Genomic DNA, 15536 nt, shown 5'->3' with positions numbered 1-15536 from the left:
TTTGGCCGAAATCGGGTATTTTGTTCGTATACAAATGAGTTGAGCCCCGGCGCCTGACGGCGCATGGGGTTGTTTTCCGTTTTTTCCGCAAAGCCAGCTTCAGGACTGCCCAAAATGACAGAGCACAGCCTCTGGCGTTTCTCGCGCGCGTTGCACCGCGCGATCAACGACCGGCATTTCGAGGACATCGAGGCCCTGATCGACGAGGACGTCGAGTGGGCGCTCTACGGCCCGATCGACATGTTTCCGTTCCTCGGCGCGCGCCAGGGCAAGGACGCCGTGCTCGACGTCATCCGCCAGCTCGCCGACAATTTCAGGGTTCGCCGTTTCGAGCGCGAGAGCATCATGCTGGGCGTCGATTCCGCCGCCTCGATGGTGCGCTATTCGCTGACGGCGCTGGATTCCAACAAGCCGATCTCCTTGCGGGTCGCGCAGTTCGCCCAGTTCAGGGCGGGCAAGCTCGTCAGCATGCGCGTCCTGATCGACACGTTCGACCTGGTCGAGCAGGCACTCGGCCGCGCCATTCATCTGCCGAAGATGACCAGCGTCGGCTGACGCATGATCCGGACCCGAACGGCCGCGTGAGCGCTAAGCGGTTTTCCGGAAAGATCATGCCCGACCAACAACCTCAAGCGCGATGATGATCATCGCGCTTGAGAGGGACACCAACGGGCCCCGATGTCCGGGACCGATGACGATGCCGGCTGCGACGTCCTGGCCTCCAGCCCCGCCGGATGCCGTCGCACCGAGAAGCTCGTCGTCGGGCGCGCGCCTTTCGCGCGGCCCGTTGGTTCGCGTCCCTCACGCGAATTGCCACAATTTCGCAACGATAGATCCGCATTGATCCAGGCTGACCGAATGGCGCATGGTCATCACCAGGGCTCGCCCTATATTGGCGGGCAACATGCGCTGGGGTTGGCGGGCAGGACGATGGAATTCTCGACAGGTTTTGGCTGGGCCAGGCTGCCGGTGCTGGCGGCCGCATTCATTCTGGGCTCGGTGCTGACGGTTTCGGCGCAGATCATTCCGCCCTTCTCCGCCCCAGCGGCCGCGCCTGACGACGAGGCCGAGACAGAGGCCGTGGCGGAGGCCCCCGACGTCAACGACCCCGACGTGATGAAGGGCATCGACGTCGACAAGCTCGACTGGAGTCAGCTCGCGGTCGATGCCGGCACCGGCATTGACCCCATGGCCGCCAAGAAGCGCGCCCAGGCCGCCGCCAAGGACGGGCTGGACTGGTCGTCGAACGCCAATGCCAACGGCTCCTCGGCCGTGACCGTGAAGCAGTCGGTGTTCTCGTTCTGGGATACGCGGATCGGCGCCGACATGACGGTGGCGAGCGAGCCCAGGACGATGTCCGAGCTCTTGGCGCAGAAGGCCACCAATGGCGGCAACCTGCCGCAATCCTCCGGCAGCGCCTGGGCGACGGCAACCGCGCCCGGCGCGGGCGTGATCTGGGACAAGACCGCGGTGGAAGCCCGTGTCGATCCCGGTTCGGAGCAGAGCAAGCTCGGGGCCTCGCTGACCAAATCCGTACCGCTGTCCGGCGACACCTCGCTGACGCTGCAGAACGGCTACAGCGTCAACCAACAGGGCACGAGTGCGGTCCCGGGCATCGGCGGCCACATCACCACCCGCAATTACGAGACCGACCAGTCCGCCAAGGTCACCCTCACCGACACCGGCACCAGCATCTCCGCCGGCCAGACGCTGTCGACCACCGACGACAAATGGCTGCGCAAGGTCGGCGCCGAGCAAAAGCTGTTCGACAACGTCACCGTATCCGGCTCGGTCGGCGAGACCTCGCAAGGCACGGTCAACAAGAGCGTCACTGCCGGCTTCAAGAAGAGCTGGTGAGGTCTTTCACCTCTCCCCGCAGGCAGCGCGAGGCAGACGAGCACCGGCCACGCCGCGCATTCACCTCGCCGCGTCCGCCGTTCAGACTCTCGTAACCATACGCCACGGCAAAACCCCCGAATGGTCCGCCCTTGCCGCATCTCGGCCCATTTGCGGTCAAAATCGGACGCCCTGATAGGGAAGCCTCACAGACGTCGTCGTGCGGGGGACACTCGCGCTGCGCTCAACGCGAACAGGGGAATAACGATGAACGCCATGCGTCCGGAAAAGATCGAAGCCACCGAGACCGAGACGGTCGACACCAACCTCGCCGCCGTGACGGAGGTCGAGGCCGGCATCCGTGACTTCGTCCGCAACGACATCGCCTATCTGCGCCGTCCGGCGTCGACCACCACCGATGCGCCGCCGCTCGACCCGAGCGCGGAAGCCACCGTGAACAACGTCAACTCGCTGATCCAGCGCGTCGCGGGCACCTCGCTCGCCGAGATCGAGAACCTGATCTCCGAGCTCGAGAGCCTGCGGGACCTGCTCCACGCCGAAGGCCAGCGCGTCCAGCGCGAGATCTCCGGCTACGCCCAGCTCAGCCAGGCCGCGATGAAGTCGACCCGCATGATCGCCGACAACGTCGCGCAGTGGAAGCGCGCCGCCGACGGCCTGCGCAACAGCTGAGCACTGGCGCCAAGCATCACCGGCCGCCGCGTTCCGCAAGGGGCGCGGCGGTTTTGATTCAGAGGGATGTGATAAGGGCGGACTGCCTATCCAAGGAAGGTGTCATCGCCCGCGAAGGCGGGCGATCCAGTATTCCAGGGACAGCGAGGCAAGAGCCGAGAGGCCGCGGCGTACTCGATGCCCCGGTCAAGCCGGGGCATGACAGCGGCGGAGTGTGTGGCTGCGAAAAGTGCGACACTAGGGCGATGGACACGCATTCACACCGCCAACGTGGCTGGCAAGGTTCACCATTGAACCCGTCGCCTGTCCCCGGCGACCAATGCCAGGCGCCCGTGCCGCCACGGCCGGGCCTTGGGGACAGTTCAGATGGAAAGCATTCGGCCCGACACCACGGACCCGATACCGTTGCGGCCCGCGCCGAATCAATTCGGCACGATCATGCTGCGCTTTGTCGGGCTGCTGGCAGTCGCGATCGCCGTCCTGGCGTTCGTCTATAGCCGCTGAGATGCGGCCGGATGCCGGCCGCGAGAATTAACGAACTGTTACCGGCTCGCGTCGACGGCCGAGGCTTCCAGGGTGTAGGCACCATCGGCATAGCCCTTCACCACCATGCCGGCGACCAGCATCACGGCCAGCGTCGCGGTCGCGAAGATAAATCCAACAAATTTCAGTGCGCCGCGATCAGCCATGGTCCTCGTCCCCTGTCGTCTGCCAATTCGTTTCAAATAGACAGCGACAGGTTCATAATTAGTTAGCAACTCACTGGTTCCGCCAAACTGCTTCGCGGTAACCATCTTGCGCAGGCTTATGGCAGCCGCGCGGAACCGCGTCCATAGCGCGCGGGCAACACTCGCGCACTCATCTGGCCGTTCATCCTGGAACAGATCTAACCGGCCTTCGCGCGCATCGGCACGAAGGCGCTGGCGGTGATGGAATAGACCTCCTCGCCGCGCTGGTTGGTACCGGTGGTGCGAGCCGTCAGAATGCCCCAGCCGGGGCGCGAAGCGGAGCTGCGCTTGTCGGTGACGACGTTGACGTAAGCGATGGTGTCGCCTGCGAGCACCGGCCTGATCCAGCGCAGGTCGCGAAAGCCCGGCGACGGGCCCCACACCGCAACCTCCTCGCCGCGCGCCGCGGCTTCCCGCGCCAGGCGCTGGCCGTCGGCGACAAGCAGGCTCATGCAGGCCGAACCGACATGCCAGCCCGACGCGGCGAGCCCGCCGAACAGCGAGTTCTTGCCCTCCTCCTCGTCGAGATGAAAGCGCTGCGGATCGAACTTGGCGGCGAACGTCTTGATGGCCTCCGCCGTGAACGTGTAGCTGCCGATCTCGCGGCGCTGGCCGATCTCGATGTCGTCGAAGAACCGCATCAGACCGCTCCCTCGCGCCGCTTGATCAGGATCGGCGAGGTCATCTCGCCAAGCGCCTCACCCTTGGCGTTGCGCGCGGTGCATTTGAACTTGACGATGCCGAGCTCGGGCCTGCTCTTCGAGGTGCGCGCCTCCAGCACGTCGACCTCGAGCGTGAGGTCGTCGCCCGGCCGCAGCGGCGACAGCCAGCGCACCTCGTCGACGCCTGGAGATCCCAGTGAAGCCGCACGGGTAATGAAACCGTCGGCCATCATCCGCATCATCAGCGAGCAGAGATGCCAGCCTGAGCCGGACAGGCCGCGCAGCATGCTCTTGGCCGCGGCCTCCTCGTCCAGATGCATGGGCTGCGGATCGAACTCGGCGGCAAAGGCCAGAATCTCGTCGCGGGTGACATGGCGCGGGCCGAACGTTCCGAACCGGCCGGGCGGAAAATCTTCGAAGGTCAGGGTCATCTTGGGAATGCTTTGCGGGAATGACAGATTGTGGCCGCACTTTGCGGCAATCTCAACCCGCCGGCCCGCATGGCTCGTGCTACATATCACGCGGTGGCTTTGGTCTTGAGTCGGATCAGCCGCAGGCCACGTGCCGGGGCCCGACCTGACGTCCCGACTTGCCTCGGAATTTGCCTTGGAATTTGCCTTGGGGAGAGCAATGTTTTCATTCAGCGACCTGTTTCAATGGGACCGCTTCATCACGCCGACGATCATCAAGACCTTCTATTGGCTGGTGATCGCGCTGATCTGCCTGTTCGGCCTCTCCGGCATCTTTTCAGGGCTCGCTGCGATGGCCATCAGCCCGTTCGGCGGCTTCCTGGTGCTGCTGTCCTCGATTGCCAGCGTCGTCGTCGGAATCGTGTTCTCGCGCATCGTCGCCGAGCTGATCCTGATCGTGTTCCGCATCAACGAGCATCTCGGCGCGATCCGGGACCAGGGCGGCGGGATGCGGTGAGGACGGTTTCGTAGGGTGGGCAAAGCGAAGCGTGCCCACGATCTTTCACAATGGCAGCAGGTGGTGGGCACGGCGCGATGCGCCTTTGCCCACCCTACGAGAGCACTCTTTGCGGCTCAGTTATTGAACCGGAAATGCATCACGTCACCGTCGGCGACGACGTATTCCTTGCCTTCGAGGCGGAGCTTGCCGGCATCGCGCGCGCCGGCTTCGCCGCCGAGCGCCACGTAATCCTCATAAGCAATCGTCTCGGCGCGGATGAAGCCCTTCTCGAAATCGGTGTGGATCACGCCAGCCGCGGCGGGAGCCTTGGTGCCGCGGTGGATGGTCCAGGCGCGGGCCTCCTTCGGGCCGACGGTGAAATAGGTGATGAGGTCGAGAAGCTGGTAGCCGGCGCGGATCAGGCGATCTAGGCCGGCTTCTTCGAGACCAAGCGTCTCCAGGAAGTCGGCGCGCTCTTCGCGCGAAATGGTGGCGATCTCGGATTCGATCTTGGCGGAGATGACGACGGCGACGGCACCTTCCTTGGCGGCCTGGTCCTGCACCGCCTTGGAGAACGCATTGCCGGTCGCGGCCGAGCCTTCCTCGACGTTGCAGACATAGAGCACGGGCTTGGACGACAACAGGCCGAGCATGCCGAAGGCACGTTCTTCTTCCGCCTTGCGCTCGACGAGGCGCGCAGGCTTGCCCTCGCGCAGCAGCACCAGGGTGCGGTTGACGAGGTCGAGCTGCTCCTTGGCGTCCTTGTCGTTGCCCTTGGCCTTCTTGGTGAGGTTGTCGACGCGCTTCTCGAGGCTGTCGAGATCGGCGAGCATCAGCTCGGTCTCGATGGTCTCGATGTCGGCGAGCGGGGCGATCTTGCCCTCGACATGGGTGATGTCGGAATCCTCGAAGCAGCGCACGACGTGCGCGATGGCGTCGACCTCGCGGATATTGGCAAGGAACTGATTGCCGAGGCCTTCACCCTTGGAAGCGCCGCGCACGAGGCCGGCGATGTCGACGAAGGTCAGCCGGGTCGGAATGATCTGGCCGGACTTGGCGATGGCCGCGAGCTTGTCCAGCCGCGGATCGGGCACGGCGACCTCGCCGACATTCGGCTCGATGGTGCAGAACGGATAGTTCGCCGCCTGCGCCGCGGCCGTCTCGGTCAGCGCATTGAACAAGGTCGACTTGCCGACATTGGGCAAGCCGACAATCCCGCATTTGAATCCCATGGTGGTCCTGGCCTCCGCGCTCCGCGCGTAAATGTCTTCCGAACTCGTCATGCGCGGGCTTGACCCGCGCATCCATCGTCTTCGAAGGATGGATCGCCGGATCAAGCCCGGCGATGACAGGTGTTATTCCTTGCCGTTCTCGTCCTTGGTCAAAAATCCCTTCGCCTGCATGGCGAGATGCACCCTGTTGGCGAAGGTCGCGTCCGTGCCTTTGGCGACCAGGCCTGCATGCTCGGCCACCGCCTCGCAGAGCGTCGCCACCCAGTCTCTGTCCGCCTTCGCGAAGTCCGACAGCACGTGGCCATGCACCAGCTCCTTGACGCCGGGATGACCGATGCCGAGGCGCACGCGGCGGTAGTCGTTGCCGATATGCGCCGAGATCGAGCGCAGGCCGTTGTGGCCGGCGATGCCGCCGCCGATCTTCACGCGCACCTTGCCCGGCGGCAGCTCGAGTTCGTCATGGAACACGGTGACGTCGCCCGGCGCGATCTTGAAGAAGCCAGCGGCTTCCTGCACTGCGCGGCCGGAATCGTTCATGTAGGTCGTCGGCTTGAGCAGGATCACGCGCTCAGTGCCGAGCGTGCCTTCCGAGGTCTCGCCCTGAAAGCGACGGCGCCATGGTGCGAAACCATGACGCCGCGCGATCTCGTCGACGGCCATGAAGCCGATATTGTGCCGGTTACGTGCGTATTTCGCGCCGGGATTGCCGAGCCCAACAAAGAGTCGCATGACGCGGCGCGCCCCTCAGCTAGCGCGCGGTCAGGGACCACGCGCCAGCTCTTTCGAGAGATTACTTCTTCTTGTCGCCGCCGGCGGGAGCCTTGGCAGCAGCGGCAGGTGCAGCAGCGCCCGCAGCCGGAGCCGCAGCGCCAGCCGCCGGAGCGGCCGCAGCAGCGCCCGGAGCGGCAGCCGCAGCGGCGGCCTTCTGCTCTTCGGCGTAGCCGGACGGCGGCACGATGGTGACGAGGGTCGCGTCCTCGCGGGTCAGCGCCTTCACGCCGTTCGGCAGCTTGACGTCCGACAGATGCAAGGAGTGACCGATTTCGAGCGAACCGACGTCGGCCTCGATGTACTGCGGAATGCTCTCGACACCGCATTCGAGCTCGATCGCGTGGGCGACGATGTTGACCGTGCCGCCACGCTTCACGCCCGGGGAGGTTTCCGCCTTCACGACGTGCAGGGGCACGCTGATGCGGATGGTGGCGCCTTCGCCGAGCCGCATGAAGTCGACATGGATCGGGAAGTCCTTGACCGGATCGAGGTGATAGTCGCGCGGAATCACGCGGTGCTTCTTGCCCTCGAGATCGATGTCCACCAGCGTGGTCAGGAACCGGCCAGCAAGGATGCGCTGGCGCAGTTCGCGATCTTCGATCGAGATCGTGACGGGGGGCTGGTTGTTGCCATAGATCACTCCGGGCACTCGCCCGGCGCGACGCTCAGCCCGGGCGGCCCCCTTGCCGCTCTTCGGACGTGCGGTCGCCTTCAATTCCTTGACGGTCGTCGCCATGTCGTTAAGTCCTTGTTTTTGCAAAAGTTAATGGGCCGCAGCGCGGCCCATGGCATAGCTCGCAGCAAGCCTCCAGGGGTGCGGGGGCCACGAACTTGGCGGGCTTTTAGCCGGAAGCCGCGGAAATGACAAGGAGAATGGGGCGGCCGAGGGAGTGTCGGACGAACCGTCATTCCGGGGCGGTCGCGACGGCGACCGAACCCGGAATCTCGAGGTTCCGGGTTCGATGCTGCGCATCGCCCCGGAACGACGAAAGCCTACCCGCCGAGCTTGGCCTCCAGCGCCGCAATGCGCGCTTTCAGGGCCTCGTTCTCCTCGCGCGCCAGGCGCGCCATGTCCTTGACCGCCTCGAACTCCTCGCGCTTGACCAGATCCATGTCGCGCAGGAATTTCTCGGCCTGGGTGCGCATGACAGTGTCGAACTCGCGCTTGACGCCCTGGGCGGCACCGGCGGCGTCGTTCATCAGGCGGCCGATCTCGTCGAAAAACCGGTTGTTGGTCTGGGTCATGTCGGTCTCCTGGCAGCTCAGATAAACTTCACGCGAACGCTCGGAAAGACAATGGCAATCCGGGCCGAACGGTTCAAGTGCGGAGCGGCGGTATCCTTGTCATGAACCGGTTTCCTTGCAATCGTATTCGACGTCCCTGCATAAGAAGAATCACAAGGCGCACGAGATGATCGACCAGCAGATCGCGATCCCCACCCGGGACGGGCACACCGCAACCTTCATCAGCCATCCCGAACGCGGCGGGCCGTTTCCGGTCATCCTGTTCTACATGGATGCGCCGGCGATCCGCGAAGAGTTGCGCGACATGGCGCGCCGGCTCGCGACATCAGGCTATTACGTGATGCTGCCGAACCTCTATTACCGCTCCGGCGTGATGGAGCTCGGCGCTCTGCCGGCGGATCCGAACGCACCGGAGCGCAAGCGCATGTTCCAGCTGATGGGCTCGCTCACGATCCCCATGATCATGGACGACACCAGGGCGCTGCTCACCTACGCCGAGGGTCAGGCGGCCGCGAACACCAAAATCGTCGGCACCGTCGGCTACTGCATGAGCGGACGTTACGCCATCAACGCGGCCACGCATTTCCCTGCCAGCGTCAAGGCGGCCGCCTCGATCTACGGCGTGCAGCTCGCGACCGATCAGGACGACAGCCCGCATCTCGCAGCAAGCAAGACCAAGGCCGAACTCTATTTCGCCTGCGCCGAGACCGACATCTACGCGCCGCCGGAAATCATCGAGAAGGTCAAGGCGGGCATGACAGGCGCGAACGCCGAGGTCGAGATCTATCCCGGCACCCATCACGGCTTCGCCTTCCCCAAGCGCCCGGCCTACGACCGCGACGCGGCCGAGCGGCACTGGGAGCGCCTGCTGGCGCTCTATCGCCGCAATCTCGTCTAGATATAGAAGGCGTGATGCCCTTCCTGCTCATCGATTTTCCGTCCATCGATCCGGTCGCCATCGCGCTCGGACCGTTCGCCATCCGTTGGTACGCGTTGGCCTATATCTGCGGCATCGTGCTCGGCTGGCTCTACGCGCGTTCGCTCCTGAAGAACGAGCGCCTGTGGGGCGGGCCGGCGCCGATATCGCTGCTCCAGATCGACGATTTCATCCTCTGGGTCACGCTCGGCATCATCCTGGGCGGCCGCACCGGCTACGTGCTGTTCTACAATCTGCCCTTCTTCGTCGCGCATCCCCTCGCGATCTTCAAATTGTGGGAGGGCGGCATGTCGTTCCACGGCGGTTTCCTCGGCTGCGTCGTCGCGGTGATGTGCTTCGCCTATCGCAACGGCATCTCCATCCTGTCGCTCGGCGACATCACCACCGCGGTCGCTCCGGTCGGGCTGCTGCTCGGACGCATCGCCAATTTCATCAAGGGCGAGTTGTGGGGCCGCGCCACCGATCCCAGCCTGCCTTGGGCGATGATCTTCCCCGACGACCCGACCCAGTTGCCGCGCCATCCGAGCCAGCTTTACGAAGCCGGCATGGAGGGCATCCTGCTGTTCACCGTGCTCGCGATCATGATCCGCTTCGGGGCGCTGAAGCGGCCGGGCATGATCCTCGGCAGCTTCATCCTGATCTACGGCCTGACGCGGATCATCGGCGAGCATTTCCGCGAACCGGACGTGCAGCTCGGCTACCTCTGGGGCGGGTTAACCATGGGCATGCTGCTGTCGATCCCGATGCTTATCGTCGGCCTCATACTTATTGTATTGGCAGTCAGGCGCGGTGCGCCGAAGCCCGTCGGGGCTATCAGTTAATTCATTTCGAGAAGACGGATCGTGACCGACCAGCCGCTACTGAACGAGATCAAGGCGCTGATCAGAGCCTCGGGCCCCATGCCGGTCTGGCGCTACATGGAACTGTGCCTGATGCATCCGCGCTATGGCTATTACGTCTCGCGCGATCCGCTCGGGCGTGAGGGCGACTTCACCACCGCGCCCGAGGTCAGCCAGATGTTCGGCGAGCTGCTGGGATTGTGGACCGCCTCGGTGTGGAAGCAGATGGGCTCGCCGCAATTCCTGCGGCTGATCGAGCTCGGCCCCGGCCGCGGCACCATGATGGCGGATGCGCTGCGCGCGCTCCGCGTGCTGCCGCCGCTCTACCAGGCGCTCCACATCCACATGGTCGAAGTCAATCCCGTGCTGCGCGAGCGGCAGGGTGCGACGCTGTCGGCCGTGCGCAACATCACCTGGCACGACAGCATCGACGACGTGCCCGATGGTCCCAGCATCATCCTTGCCAACGAATATTTCGACGTGCTGCCGATCCACCAGATGGTCCGCCACGAGAACGGCTGGCACGAGCGCGTGATCGAGATCGACGGCAACGGAAAGCTTCAGTTCGGCGCGGCTCCGGAGCCGACGCCGCGCTTCGACGTGCTGCTGCCGCCGTTGGTACGCGCCGCGCCAATCGGCGCCGTGTTCGAATGGCGGCCCGACGGCGAGATCATGAAGCTCGCCACGCGCGTGCGCGACCAGGACGGCGCGGCCCTGATCATCGACTACGGCCATTTGCGCAGCGATGCCGGGGACACCTTCCAGGCGATTGCGCGCCACACCTTCGCCGATCCCTTGAAGGCACCGGGCCAGGCCGACGTCACCGCCCATGTCGACTTCCAGGCGCTGGCGCGCGCGGCCGAGGATGTCGGGGCGCGCGTGCACGGGCCGGTGACGCAAGGCGACTTCCTCAAGCGCATCGGCATCGACACAAGGGCCGCCGCCCTGATGCAGAAGGCAACGCCGGAGGTCGGCACCGACATTTCGATCGCCCTCAAGCGCCTGACGGACACCGGGCGCAGCGGCATGGGCTCGATGTTCAAGGTGCTCGGCATCTCCGAGCCGCGGTTGACGGGCATTGCCGGCCTCAGCGATCTCGAACAGGCCGGAGGCAATTGATGACCCTCACCTCGTCGCTGCTGGCAGCGGTGCCCGGCCTGCGCCACGCCTTCTTCACGCGCGAAGGCGGCGTCTCCAGCGGCATCTATTCCGCGCTGAACGGCGGACTCGGCTCCAGCGACGACCAGGGCCTCGTCGCGGAGAACCGCCGCCGCATGGCCGAGCATGTCGGCGTCGCCGCGGAGCGTTTCCTCAGCCTGCACCAGATCCACTCGCCCGACGTGCTCGTTGCCGAGACGCCGTGGCCGAGCGGGCCGCGGCCGAAGGGCGATGCACTGGTGACGAAGACGCCCGGCATTGCGCTCGGCGTCTCCACCGCCGATTGCGGACCGGTGCTGTTCGTCGATCCCCATGCGCGCGTGATCGGCGGCGCGCATGCCGGCTGGAAAGGCGCGCTGACCGGCGTGCTGGAAGCAACGATATCAGCGATGGAGCAGCTCGGCGCCACGCGCGGCGGCATCATCGCCGCGATCGGGCCCTTGATCCGGCAGGACAGCTACGAGGTCGGCAAAGAGTTCGTGGCGCGCTTCATCGAGGCGGACGCGGACAATGCGATGTTCTTCGTCCCGTCGGTGCGCGACGGCCACGCGATGTTCGATCTCGCCGGCCTCATCCGCAAGCGCCTGGAAGCCGCGGGCATCCTGATGATCGACGACCTCGGTCTCGACACCTACGCCGACGAACGCTTCTTCAGCTATCGCCGCTCGGTGCATCGCAAGGAGCCGGATTACGGCCGCCACGTTCACGCGATTGCGCTCGAAGCGTGAACACAAGGGCAACCTCGTGTCATTCCGGGGCGGCTCGAAGAGCCGAACCTGGAATGACGGTGCCTGGACGCGATGACAGTGGTCTGTGTCGCCCTCGCCCTAGACCTTAATCGATTTTAACGATATCGCTGCCCTCCATAATGAGGGACGCGTCATTCATCCTGGGCCGTGCGGGTTCGCGCGTGCTGGCGGCCATGCTGCTGGCGGCCTCGGCCGCGCTTGGCGGCTGCGCCGGCGGTGGCGGCGCTGCCAATTCCTACGCGATGGCGCCGAGCACCGGCTCGGGAGCGACGGTCGCCTTCGAATCGATCGACGGCCCGCCGCCGCAGGTGTTCGACCGCATGGTCGGCGTGCTCGACAGCGAATCCAAGCTGCGCAGCCTGTCCGTGGTCTCCCGCGAGGGAACGGCTGCCTATCGCGTGCGCAGCTACCTCTCCGCCCAGGTCGTGCGCGGCAAGACCGTGATCGCCTGGGTCTGGGACGTCTACGATGCCAACCAGCAGCGCGCGCTGCGCCTCTCCGGCGAGGAACCGACCTCGGCCAAGGGCGGCCGCGATCCCTGGAACGCGGCTGACGACCTCGTGCTGCGGAAGATCGCCCAGGCCGGATTCAGCGGACTTTCCAACATGATCAACGGAACGCCGGATGCGCCGAGCACGGCGCCTAGCCTGCGCGGCCCCGCGGTGGCGAGCTCCGTTCCGATCGCGCCCGCGCCCGAGATGCCGGCCTCGGCGCTCGGCTACGCCGAGCAATAACCCCCGCTAAACCACGGCCTCAAGTTGCGGCCAAGCCGTTGGCCCGACTCAGGATTTTCGAAGGGAAAACGTAGCATCCCGGGTTGCCATCGCAGCCCTCGGCCTGATATTTCCTCGCCCGTCGTAACCGTGCTTCCAGTGGGATCTGAGATGTTGAACGTCGTATCCAGCAAAGCGCGGGAGGAAGCGTCCATGTCGGCTAAAAACGGCTCCATCAAGCTCGTCGCCGGCAACTCCAATCCGGCTCTCGCCCAGGCCATCGCGCAAGGGCTCGACCTGCCGCTGACCAAGGCCGTCGTCCGGCGCTTCGCCGACATGGAGATCTTCGTCGAGATCCAGGAGAACGTCCGCGGCTCGGATGCCTTCATCATCCAGTCGACCTCGTTCCCGGCGAACGACCATCTGATGGAGTTGCTGATCATCACCGACGCGTTGCGCCGCTCGTCGGCGCGCCGCATCACCGCGGTGCTGCCCTATTTCGGCTACGCCCGGCAGGATCGCAAATCGGGCTCGCGCACGCCGATCTCGGCCAAGCTGGTCGCCAATTTGATCACCCAGGCCGGTGTCGACCGCGTCATGACGCTCGACCTGCATGCCGGCCAGATCCAGGGCTTCTTCGACATCCCGACCGACAATCTCTACGCGGCGCCGCTGATGGTGCGCGACATCAAGGACAAGTTCGACCTCTCCAAGACGATGGTGATCTCGCCCGACGTCGGCGGCGTGGCGCGAGCGCGCGGTCTTGCCAAGCGCATCAACACCCCACTCGCCATCGTCGACAAGCGCCGCGAGCGCGCGGGCGAATCCGAGGTCATGAACGTGATCGGCGACGTCGCCGGCTACACCTGCATCCTGATCGACGACATCGTCGATTCCGGGGGCACGCTGGTGAACGCGGCCGATGCGCTGATCGCCAAGGGCGCCAAGGACGTCTACGCCTACATCACCCACGGCGTGCTCTCCGGCGGCGCGGCCGCCCGCATCACGAACTCCAGGCTGAAGGAGCTCGTGATCACCGACTCGATCCTGCCGACGGAAGCGGTGACCAAGGCGCCGAACATCCGCACCCTGCCGATCGCCAGCCTGATCTCGGACGCGATCGCGCGCACGGCGGCCGAGGAGTCGGTCTCGAGCCTGTTCGACTGATCCGTCAACCCGGAAGGTCATGTAGGGTGGGCAAAGGCGCGACGCGCCGTGCCCACCTTTTTTTGTTTGCGAGAGAAGGTGGGCACGCTTGCGCTTTGCCCACCCTACGGCAGCCTGCCTACCCCACGATCCCCGCCGCGACCTGGCCGCGCAGGCGCTCCAGGCCATGCAGCGTCTCGGCACAGGCGGCCGCGACCTCGACGCCCTTGATCGTAAAGTGCCTGCGGAAGAAGTCGTAATGCACCTCGGTCTCGTGGAATTGCTGCGGCGTCAGCACGGCCGAGAACACCGGCACCTCGGTGCGGAGCTGCACGTCCATCAGCGCCTTGATCACGGTGTCGGCGACGAACTCGTGGCGGTAGATGCCGCCATCGACGACGAGGCCGGCGGCGACGATGGCGGTGTAGCGCCGGGTCTTGGCCAGGACCTGCGCGTGCAGCGGGATCTCGAACGAGCCCGGCACCTCGAACACGTCGACATGGGTGAGGTGCCGCGCCTCGGCTTCCTTGATGAAAGCGATGCGGGCTTCCTCGACCACGTCGCGGTGCCAGCAGGCCTGCACGAAGGCCACCCGCTGCGGCTTTGCGAAGCGCGGGTGTTCGGTCGCGGGTCCTTGCGGAACCGGCGGTGGGGAGACTGCAGTTTCGGTCTGGGGATCTTGCAACATCTGATTCATGGCTTTCCTCGGTTTAAGGACCAGAATCAGGGCACACGGAACGACAAACGGCCGCATCCTCACGATGCGTCCGCCACCGACCGTTCTCTTTCATCCGGACTTTAACCGTCGGCTTCGGAGTTGCACCGAATCTGCTGACCCTTCCCTTCGGCAAAGACCTTGGGGAAGGCGCTCGCGGGCTTGGGCCTTTCGGCCCTTACCGCCGGTGGGGACTTTCACCCCGCCCTGAGAACATCGGCCGTCCGGAATGAACGGCCTGAGAGGAAATATGCAGCCGGCGGGCCGGCGCGGCAAGCGCGTTCCGCATGGGCAAATCGCATGGTCCCATGCCCGGGCGGCGGTTCGGCCCTCGCACGGCGGAATTAACGATTGGCGCCGGCCGGCGTTTTCGATTCTGATTTGTTCTTCCCGTTAAGAATTGTGGCGGAGATGAGCTGTGGACGAACGAGTCCTGGCTTGTGGACGGACTCGGGACCCCGTTGCGCAGATTCCGCAAATCACATCACTTGATCCGCGACAGGCCCGCGCTGATCCGAGGATCGCAAGACCCCGAGGAGATCGCAAAGGCAACTCCGAGGGGACGCCGTAGCGACGTTTAGGGAGCGCGCGCCGGGCCCAACCCGTGTGCGTATCAAGGACAACAAAAAGGCAAGAGGTCGAGACGGCATGTCCCTGCTCGAAGGCACTATCGATTCCAAAAGCCATCCGCTCGCGGTGGTCGAGGATATCGCCGCCAGCAACAACTGGCCGTTCGAACGCTCCGGCGAAGACGAACTCACGATTGTCTCGAAGGGACAATGGACCGACTACCAGCTCTCCTTCACCTGGATGGGCGAGATCGAGGCGCTGCATCTGGCCTGCGCCTTCGACATGAAGATTCCGCTCGCGCGCCGTAGCGAGGTGCAGCGGCTCGTCGCCGCGGTCAACGAGCAGCTATGGGTCGGCCATTTCGATCTGTGGACCAACACCGGCATGATCATGCACCGCCAGGCGCTGGTGCTGCCGGGTGGACTGACCGCCTCGACAGCGCAATGCGAGGCCATGCTGGCCGGCGCCATCCACGCCTGCGAGCGCTATTTCCCCGCATTCCAGTTCGTGGTGTGGGCCGGCAAGACCACCGCGCAAGCCATGGACGCGGCGATGTTCGATACGGTCGGAGAGGCGTAGGGCTCGCCCCGCCCTCCACCGTCGTCCCGGACGAGCGAAGCGAAGATCCGGGACCTA

20 protein-coding genes and 1 riboswitch are annotated in these 15536 nt (G+C 65.1%); of the genes, 12 read left to right on the top strand and 8 right to left on the bottom strand.

Translation table 11 applies throughout. The features are described 5' to 3' along the window. Positions 1-114: 114 nt before the first annotated feature. The 4 genes from CO669_RS02335 (at position 115) to CO669_RS35835 (ending at position 3030) form a co-directional block, all read left to right on the top strand. Entirely contained in the window at positions 115-555 is a 441-nt protein-coding gene (locus tag CO669_RS02335; protein WP_097657571.1) for a nuclear transport factor 2 family protein, read from the top strand. 375 nt (positions 556-930) lie between these two features. After that, complete coding sequence (locus CO669_RS02330; RefSeq protein ID WP_097657570.1) at positions 931-1857, top strand: hypothetical protein; 927 nt, start codon at positions 931-933, stop codon at positions 1855-1857. Positions 1858-2103: 246 nt separating this feature from the next. Next, complete coding sequence (locus CO669_RS02325) at positions 2104-2526, top strand: hypothetical protein (protein WP_097657569.1); 423 nt, start codon at positions 2104-2106, stop codon at positions 2524-2526. Between the two features lie 366 nt (positions 2527-2892). Then, positions 2893-3030 carry a hypothetical protein gene (locus CO669_RS35835; protein ID WP_018648329.1) on the top strand — a complete coding sequence of 46 codons (138 nt, stop codon included), beginning with the start codon at positions 2893-2895 and terminating at the stop codon, positions 3028-3030. Between the two features lie 38 nt (positions 3031-3068). Here the strand turns inward: CO669_RS35835 and CO669_RS35830 are convergent, their stop codons facing one another. From CO669_RS35830 to CO669_RS02315, 3 genes are all read right to left on the bottom strand, one after another. Continuing rightward, entirely contained in the window at positions 3069-3215 is a 147-nt protein-coding gene (locus tag CO669_RS35830; RefSeq protein ID WP_018318322.1) for a hypothetical protein, read from the bottom strand. 197 nt (positions 3216-3412) lie between these two features. Continuing rightward, positions 3413-3895 carry a MaoC family dehydratase gene (locus CO669_RS02320; RefSeq protein WP_097657568.1) on the bottom strand — a complete coding sequence of 161 codons (483 nt, stop codon included), beginning with the start codon at positions 3893-3895 and terminating at the stop codon, positions 3413-3415. Continuing rightward, entirely contained in the window at positions 3895-4347 is a 453-nt protein-coding gene (locus CO669_RS02315; RefSeq protein ID WP_097657567.1) for a MaoC family dehydratase, read from the bottom strand. The genes CO669_RS02320 and CO669_RS02315 overlap by 1 nt, the downstream gene beginning before the upstream one ends. A 199-nt stretch (positions 4348-4546) precedes the next feature. On the opposite strand from CO669_RS02315, the gene CO669_RS02310 reads away from it, so the two are divergent. Further along, on the top strand, positions 4547-4843 hold the full coding sequence (locus CO669_RS02310; protein WP_018648333.1) for a DUF4282 domain-containing protein: 297 nt from the start codon (positions 4547-4549) through the stop codon (positions 4841-4843). A 116-nt stretch (positions 4844-4959) separates the two neighbouring features. Here CO669_RS02310 and ychF read toward each other — a convergent pair whose 3' ends face one another. The 4 genes from ychF to CO669_RS02290 form a co-directional block, all read right to left on the bottom strand. Then, a complete protein-coding gene (gene ychF / locus CO669_RS02305; RefSeq protein ID WP_097657566.1) occupies positions 4960-6057 on the bottom strand; it encodes a redox-regulated ATPase YchF in 1098 nt (365 codons plus the stop codon). 123 nt (positions 6058-6180) lie between these two features. Then, complete coding sequence (pth, locus tag CO669_RS02300; RefSeq protein ID WP_097657565.1) at positions 6181-6786, bottom strand: aminoacyl-tRNA hydrolase; 606 nt, start codon at positions 6784-6786, stop codon at positions 6181-6183. A gap of 61 nt (positions 6787-6847) precedes the next feature. Beyond that, the gene (locus CO669_RS02295; protein WP_097657564.1) at positions 6848-7564 is read right to left on the bottom strand and encodes a 50S ribosomal protein L25/general stress protein Ctc; all 717 of its coding nucleotides are present in this window, start codon (positions 7562-7564) and stop codon (positions 6848-6850) included. Between the two features lie 257 nt (positions 7565-7821). Further along, a complete protein-coding gene (locus CO669_RS02290; RefSeq protein WP_007596812.1) occupies positions 7822-8073 on the bottom strand; it encodes an accessory factor UbiK family protein in 252 nt (83 codons plus the stop codon). A 166-nt stretch (positions 8074-8239) separates the two neighbouring features. Between CO669_RS02290 and CO669_RS02285 the strand changes: the two genes are divergently transcribed. The 6 genes from CO669_RS02285 (at position 8240) to CO669_RS02260 (ending at position 13636) form a co-directional block, all read left to right on the top strand. After that, a complete protein-coding gene (locus CO669_RS02285) occupies positions 8240-8971 on the top strand; it encodes a dienelactone hydrolase family protein (RefSeq protein WP_097657950.1) in 732 nt (243 codons plus the stop codon). Positions 8972-8985: 14 nt separating this feature from the next. Then, complete coding sequence (gene lgt / locus CO669_RS02280) at positions 8986-9831, top strand: prolipoprotein diacylglyceryl transferase (RefSeq protein ID WP_198963775.1); 846 nt, start codon at positions 8986-8988, stop codon at positions 9829-9831. A 21-nt stretch (positions 9832-9852) separates the two neighbouring features. Then, positions 9853-10968, top strand: coding sequence for a class I SAM-dependent methyltransferase (locus CO669_RS02275; RefSeq protein ID WP_097657562.1), 1116 nt, complete (start codon positions 9853-9855; stop codon positions 10966-10968). Further along, a complete protein-coding gene (gene pgeF / locus CO669_RS02270) occupies positions 10968-11735 on the top strand; it encodes a peptidoglycan editing factor PgeF (RefSeq protein ID WP_097657561.1) in 768 nt (255 codons plus the stop codon). The genes CO669_RS02275 and pgeF overlap by 1 nt, the downstream gene beginning before the upstream one ends. Positions 11736-11875: 140 nt before the next feature. Continuing rightward, positions 11876-12490: a hypothetical protein gene (locus CO669_RS02265; protein ID WP_097657560.1), complete on the top strand. Its 615-nt coding sequence runs from the start codon at positions 11876-11878 to the stop codon at positions 12488-12490. A 192-nt stretch (positions 12491-12682) separates the two neighbouring features. Beyond that, entirely contained in the window at positions 12683-13636 is a 954-nt protein-coding gene (locus tag CO669_RS02260; RefSeq protein WP_198963774.1) for a ribose-phosphate pyrophosphokinase, read from the top strand. A 118-nt stretch (positions 13637-13754) separates the two neighbouring features. Here CO669_RS02260 and CO669_RS02255 read toward each other — a convergent pair whose 3' ends face one another. After that, on the bottom strand, positions 13755-14312 hold the full coding sequence (locus tag CO669_RS02255) for a 6,7-dimethyl-8-ribityllumazine synthase (RefSeq protein WP_097657558.1): 558 nt from the start codon (positions 14310-14312) through the stop codon (positions 13755-13757). A 78-nt stretch (positions 14313-14390) separates the two neighbouring features. Continuing rightward, positions 14391-14549: riboswitch (FMN riboswitch) on the bottom strand. Between the two features lie 429 nt (positions 14550-14978). Here CO669_RS02255 and CO669_RS02250 point away from each other — a divergent pair. Next, the gene (locus CO669_RS02250; protein WP_097657557.1) at positions 14979-15479 is read left to right on the top strand and encodes a type III secretion system chaperone family protein; all 501 of its coding nucleotides are present in this window, start codon (positions 14979-14981) and stop codon (positions 15477-15479) included. Positions 15480-15536 lie beyond the last annotated feature (57 nt).

The organism is Bradyrhizobium sp. Y36, assembly GCF_002531575.1.
GTDB lineage: Bacteria > Pseudomonadota > Alphaproteobacteria > Rhizobiales > Xanthobacteraceae > Bradyrhizobium.
This window is presented reverse-complemented; position numbering and strand designations above follow the sequence as displayed.

Coding starts and splice junctions, on each gene's coding strand:
- pgeF (WP_097657561.1), top strand. CDS start 10,968: ATGACCCTCACCTCGTCGCTGCTGGCAGCGGTGCCCGGCCTGCGCCAC.
- pth (WP_097657565.1), bottom strand. CDS start 6,786: ATGCGACTCTTTGTTGGGCTCGGCAATCCCGGCGCGAAATACGCACGT.
- ychF (WP_097657566.1), bottom strand. CDS start 6,057: ATGGGATTCAAATGCGGGATTGTCGGCTTGCCCAATGTCGGCAAGTCG.
- CO669_RS02285 (WP_097657950.1), top strand. CDS start 8,240: ATGATCGACCAGCAGATCGCGATCCCCACCCGGGACGGGCACACCGCA.
- CO669_RS02295 (WP_097657564.1), bottom strand. CDS start 7,564: ATGGCGACGACCGTCAAGGAATTGAAGGCGACCGCACGTCCGAAGAGC.
- CO669_RS02320 (WP_097657568.1), bottom strand. CDS start 3,895: ATGCGGTTCTTCGACGACATCGAGATCGGCCAGCGCCGCGAGATCGGC.
- lgt (WP_198963775.1), top strand. CDS start 8,986: ATGCCCTTCCTGCTCATCGATTTTCCGTCCATCGATCCGGTCGCCATC.
- CO669_RS35835 (WP_018648329.1), top strand. CDS start 2,893: ATGGAAAGCATTCGGCCCGACACCACGGACCCGATACCGTTGCGGCCC.
- CO669_RS02335 (WP_097657571.1), top strand. CDS start 115: ATGACAGAGCACAGCCTCTGGCGTTTCTCGCGCGCGTTGCACCGCGCG.
- CO669_RS35830 (WP_018318322.1), bottom strand. CDS start 3,215: ATGGCTGATCGCGGCGCACTGAAATTTGTTGGATTTATCTTCGCGACC.
- CO669_RS02310 (WP_018648333.1), top strand. CDS start 4,547: ATGTTTTCATTCAGCGACCTGTTTCAATGGGACCGCTTCATCACGCCG.
- CO669_RS02265 (WP_097657560.1), top strand. CDS start 11,876: ATGAGGGACGCGTCATTCATCCTGGGCCGTGCGGGTTCGCGCGTGCTG.
- CO669_RS02290 (WP_007596812.1), bottom strand. CDS start 8,073: ATGACCCAGACCAACAACCGGTTTTTCGACGAGATCGGCCGCCTGATG.
- CO669_RS02315 (WP_097657567.1), bottom strand. CDS start 4,347: ATGACCCTGACCTTCGAAGATTTTCCGCCCGGCCGGTTCGGAACGTTC.
- CO669_RS02325 (WP_097657569.1), top strand. CDS start 2,104: ATGAACGCCATGCGTCCGGAAAAGATCGAAGCCACCGAGACCGAGACG.
- CO669_RS02255 (WP_097657558.1), bottom strand. CDS start 14,312: ATGAATCAGATGTTGCAAGATCCCCAGACCGAAACTGCAGTCTCCCCA.
- CO669_RS02250 (WP_097657557.1), top strand. CDS start 14,979: ATGTCCCTGCTCGAAGGCACTATCGATTCCAAAAGCCATCCGCTCGCG.
- CO669_RS02330 (WP_097657570.1), top strand. CDS start 931: ATGGAATTCTCGACAGGTTTTGGCTGGGCCAGGCTGCCGGTGCTGGCG.
- CO669_RS02260 (WP_198963774.1), top strand. CDS start 12,683: ATGTCGGCTAAAAACGGCTCCATCAAGCTCGTCGCCGGCAACTCCAAT.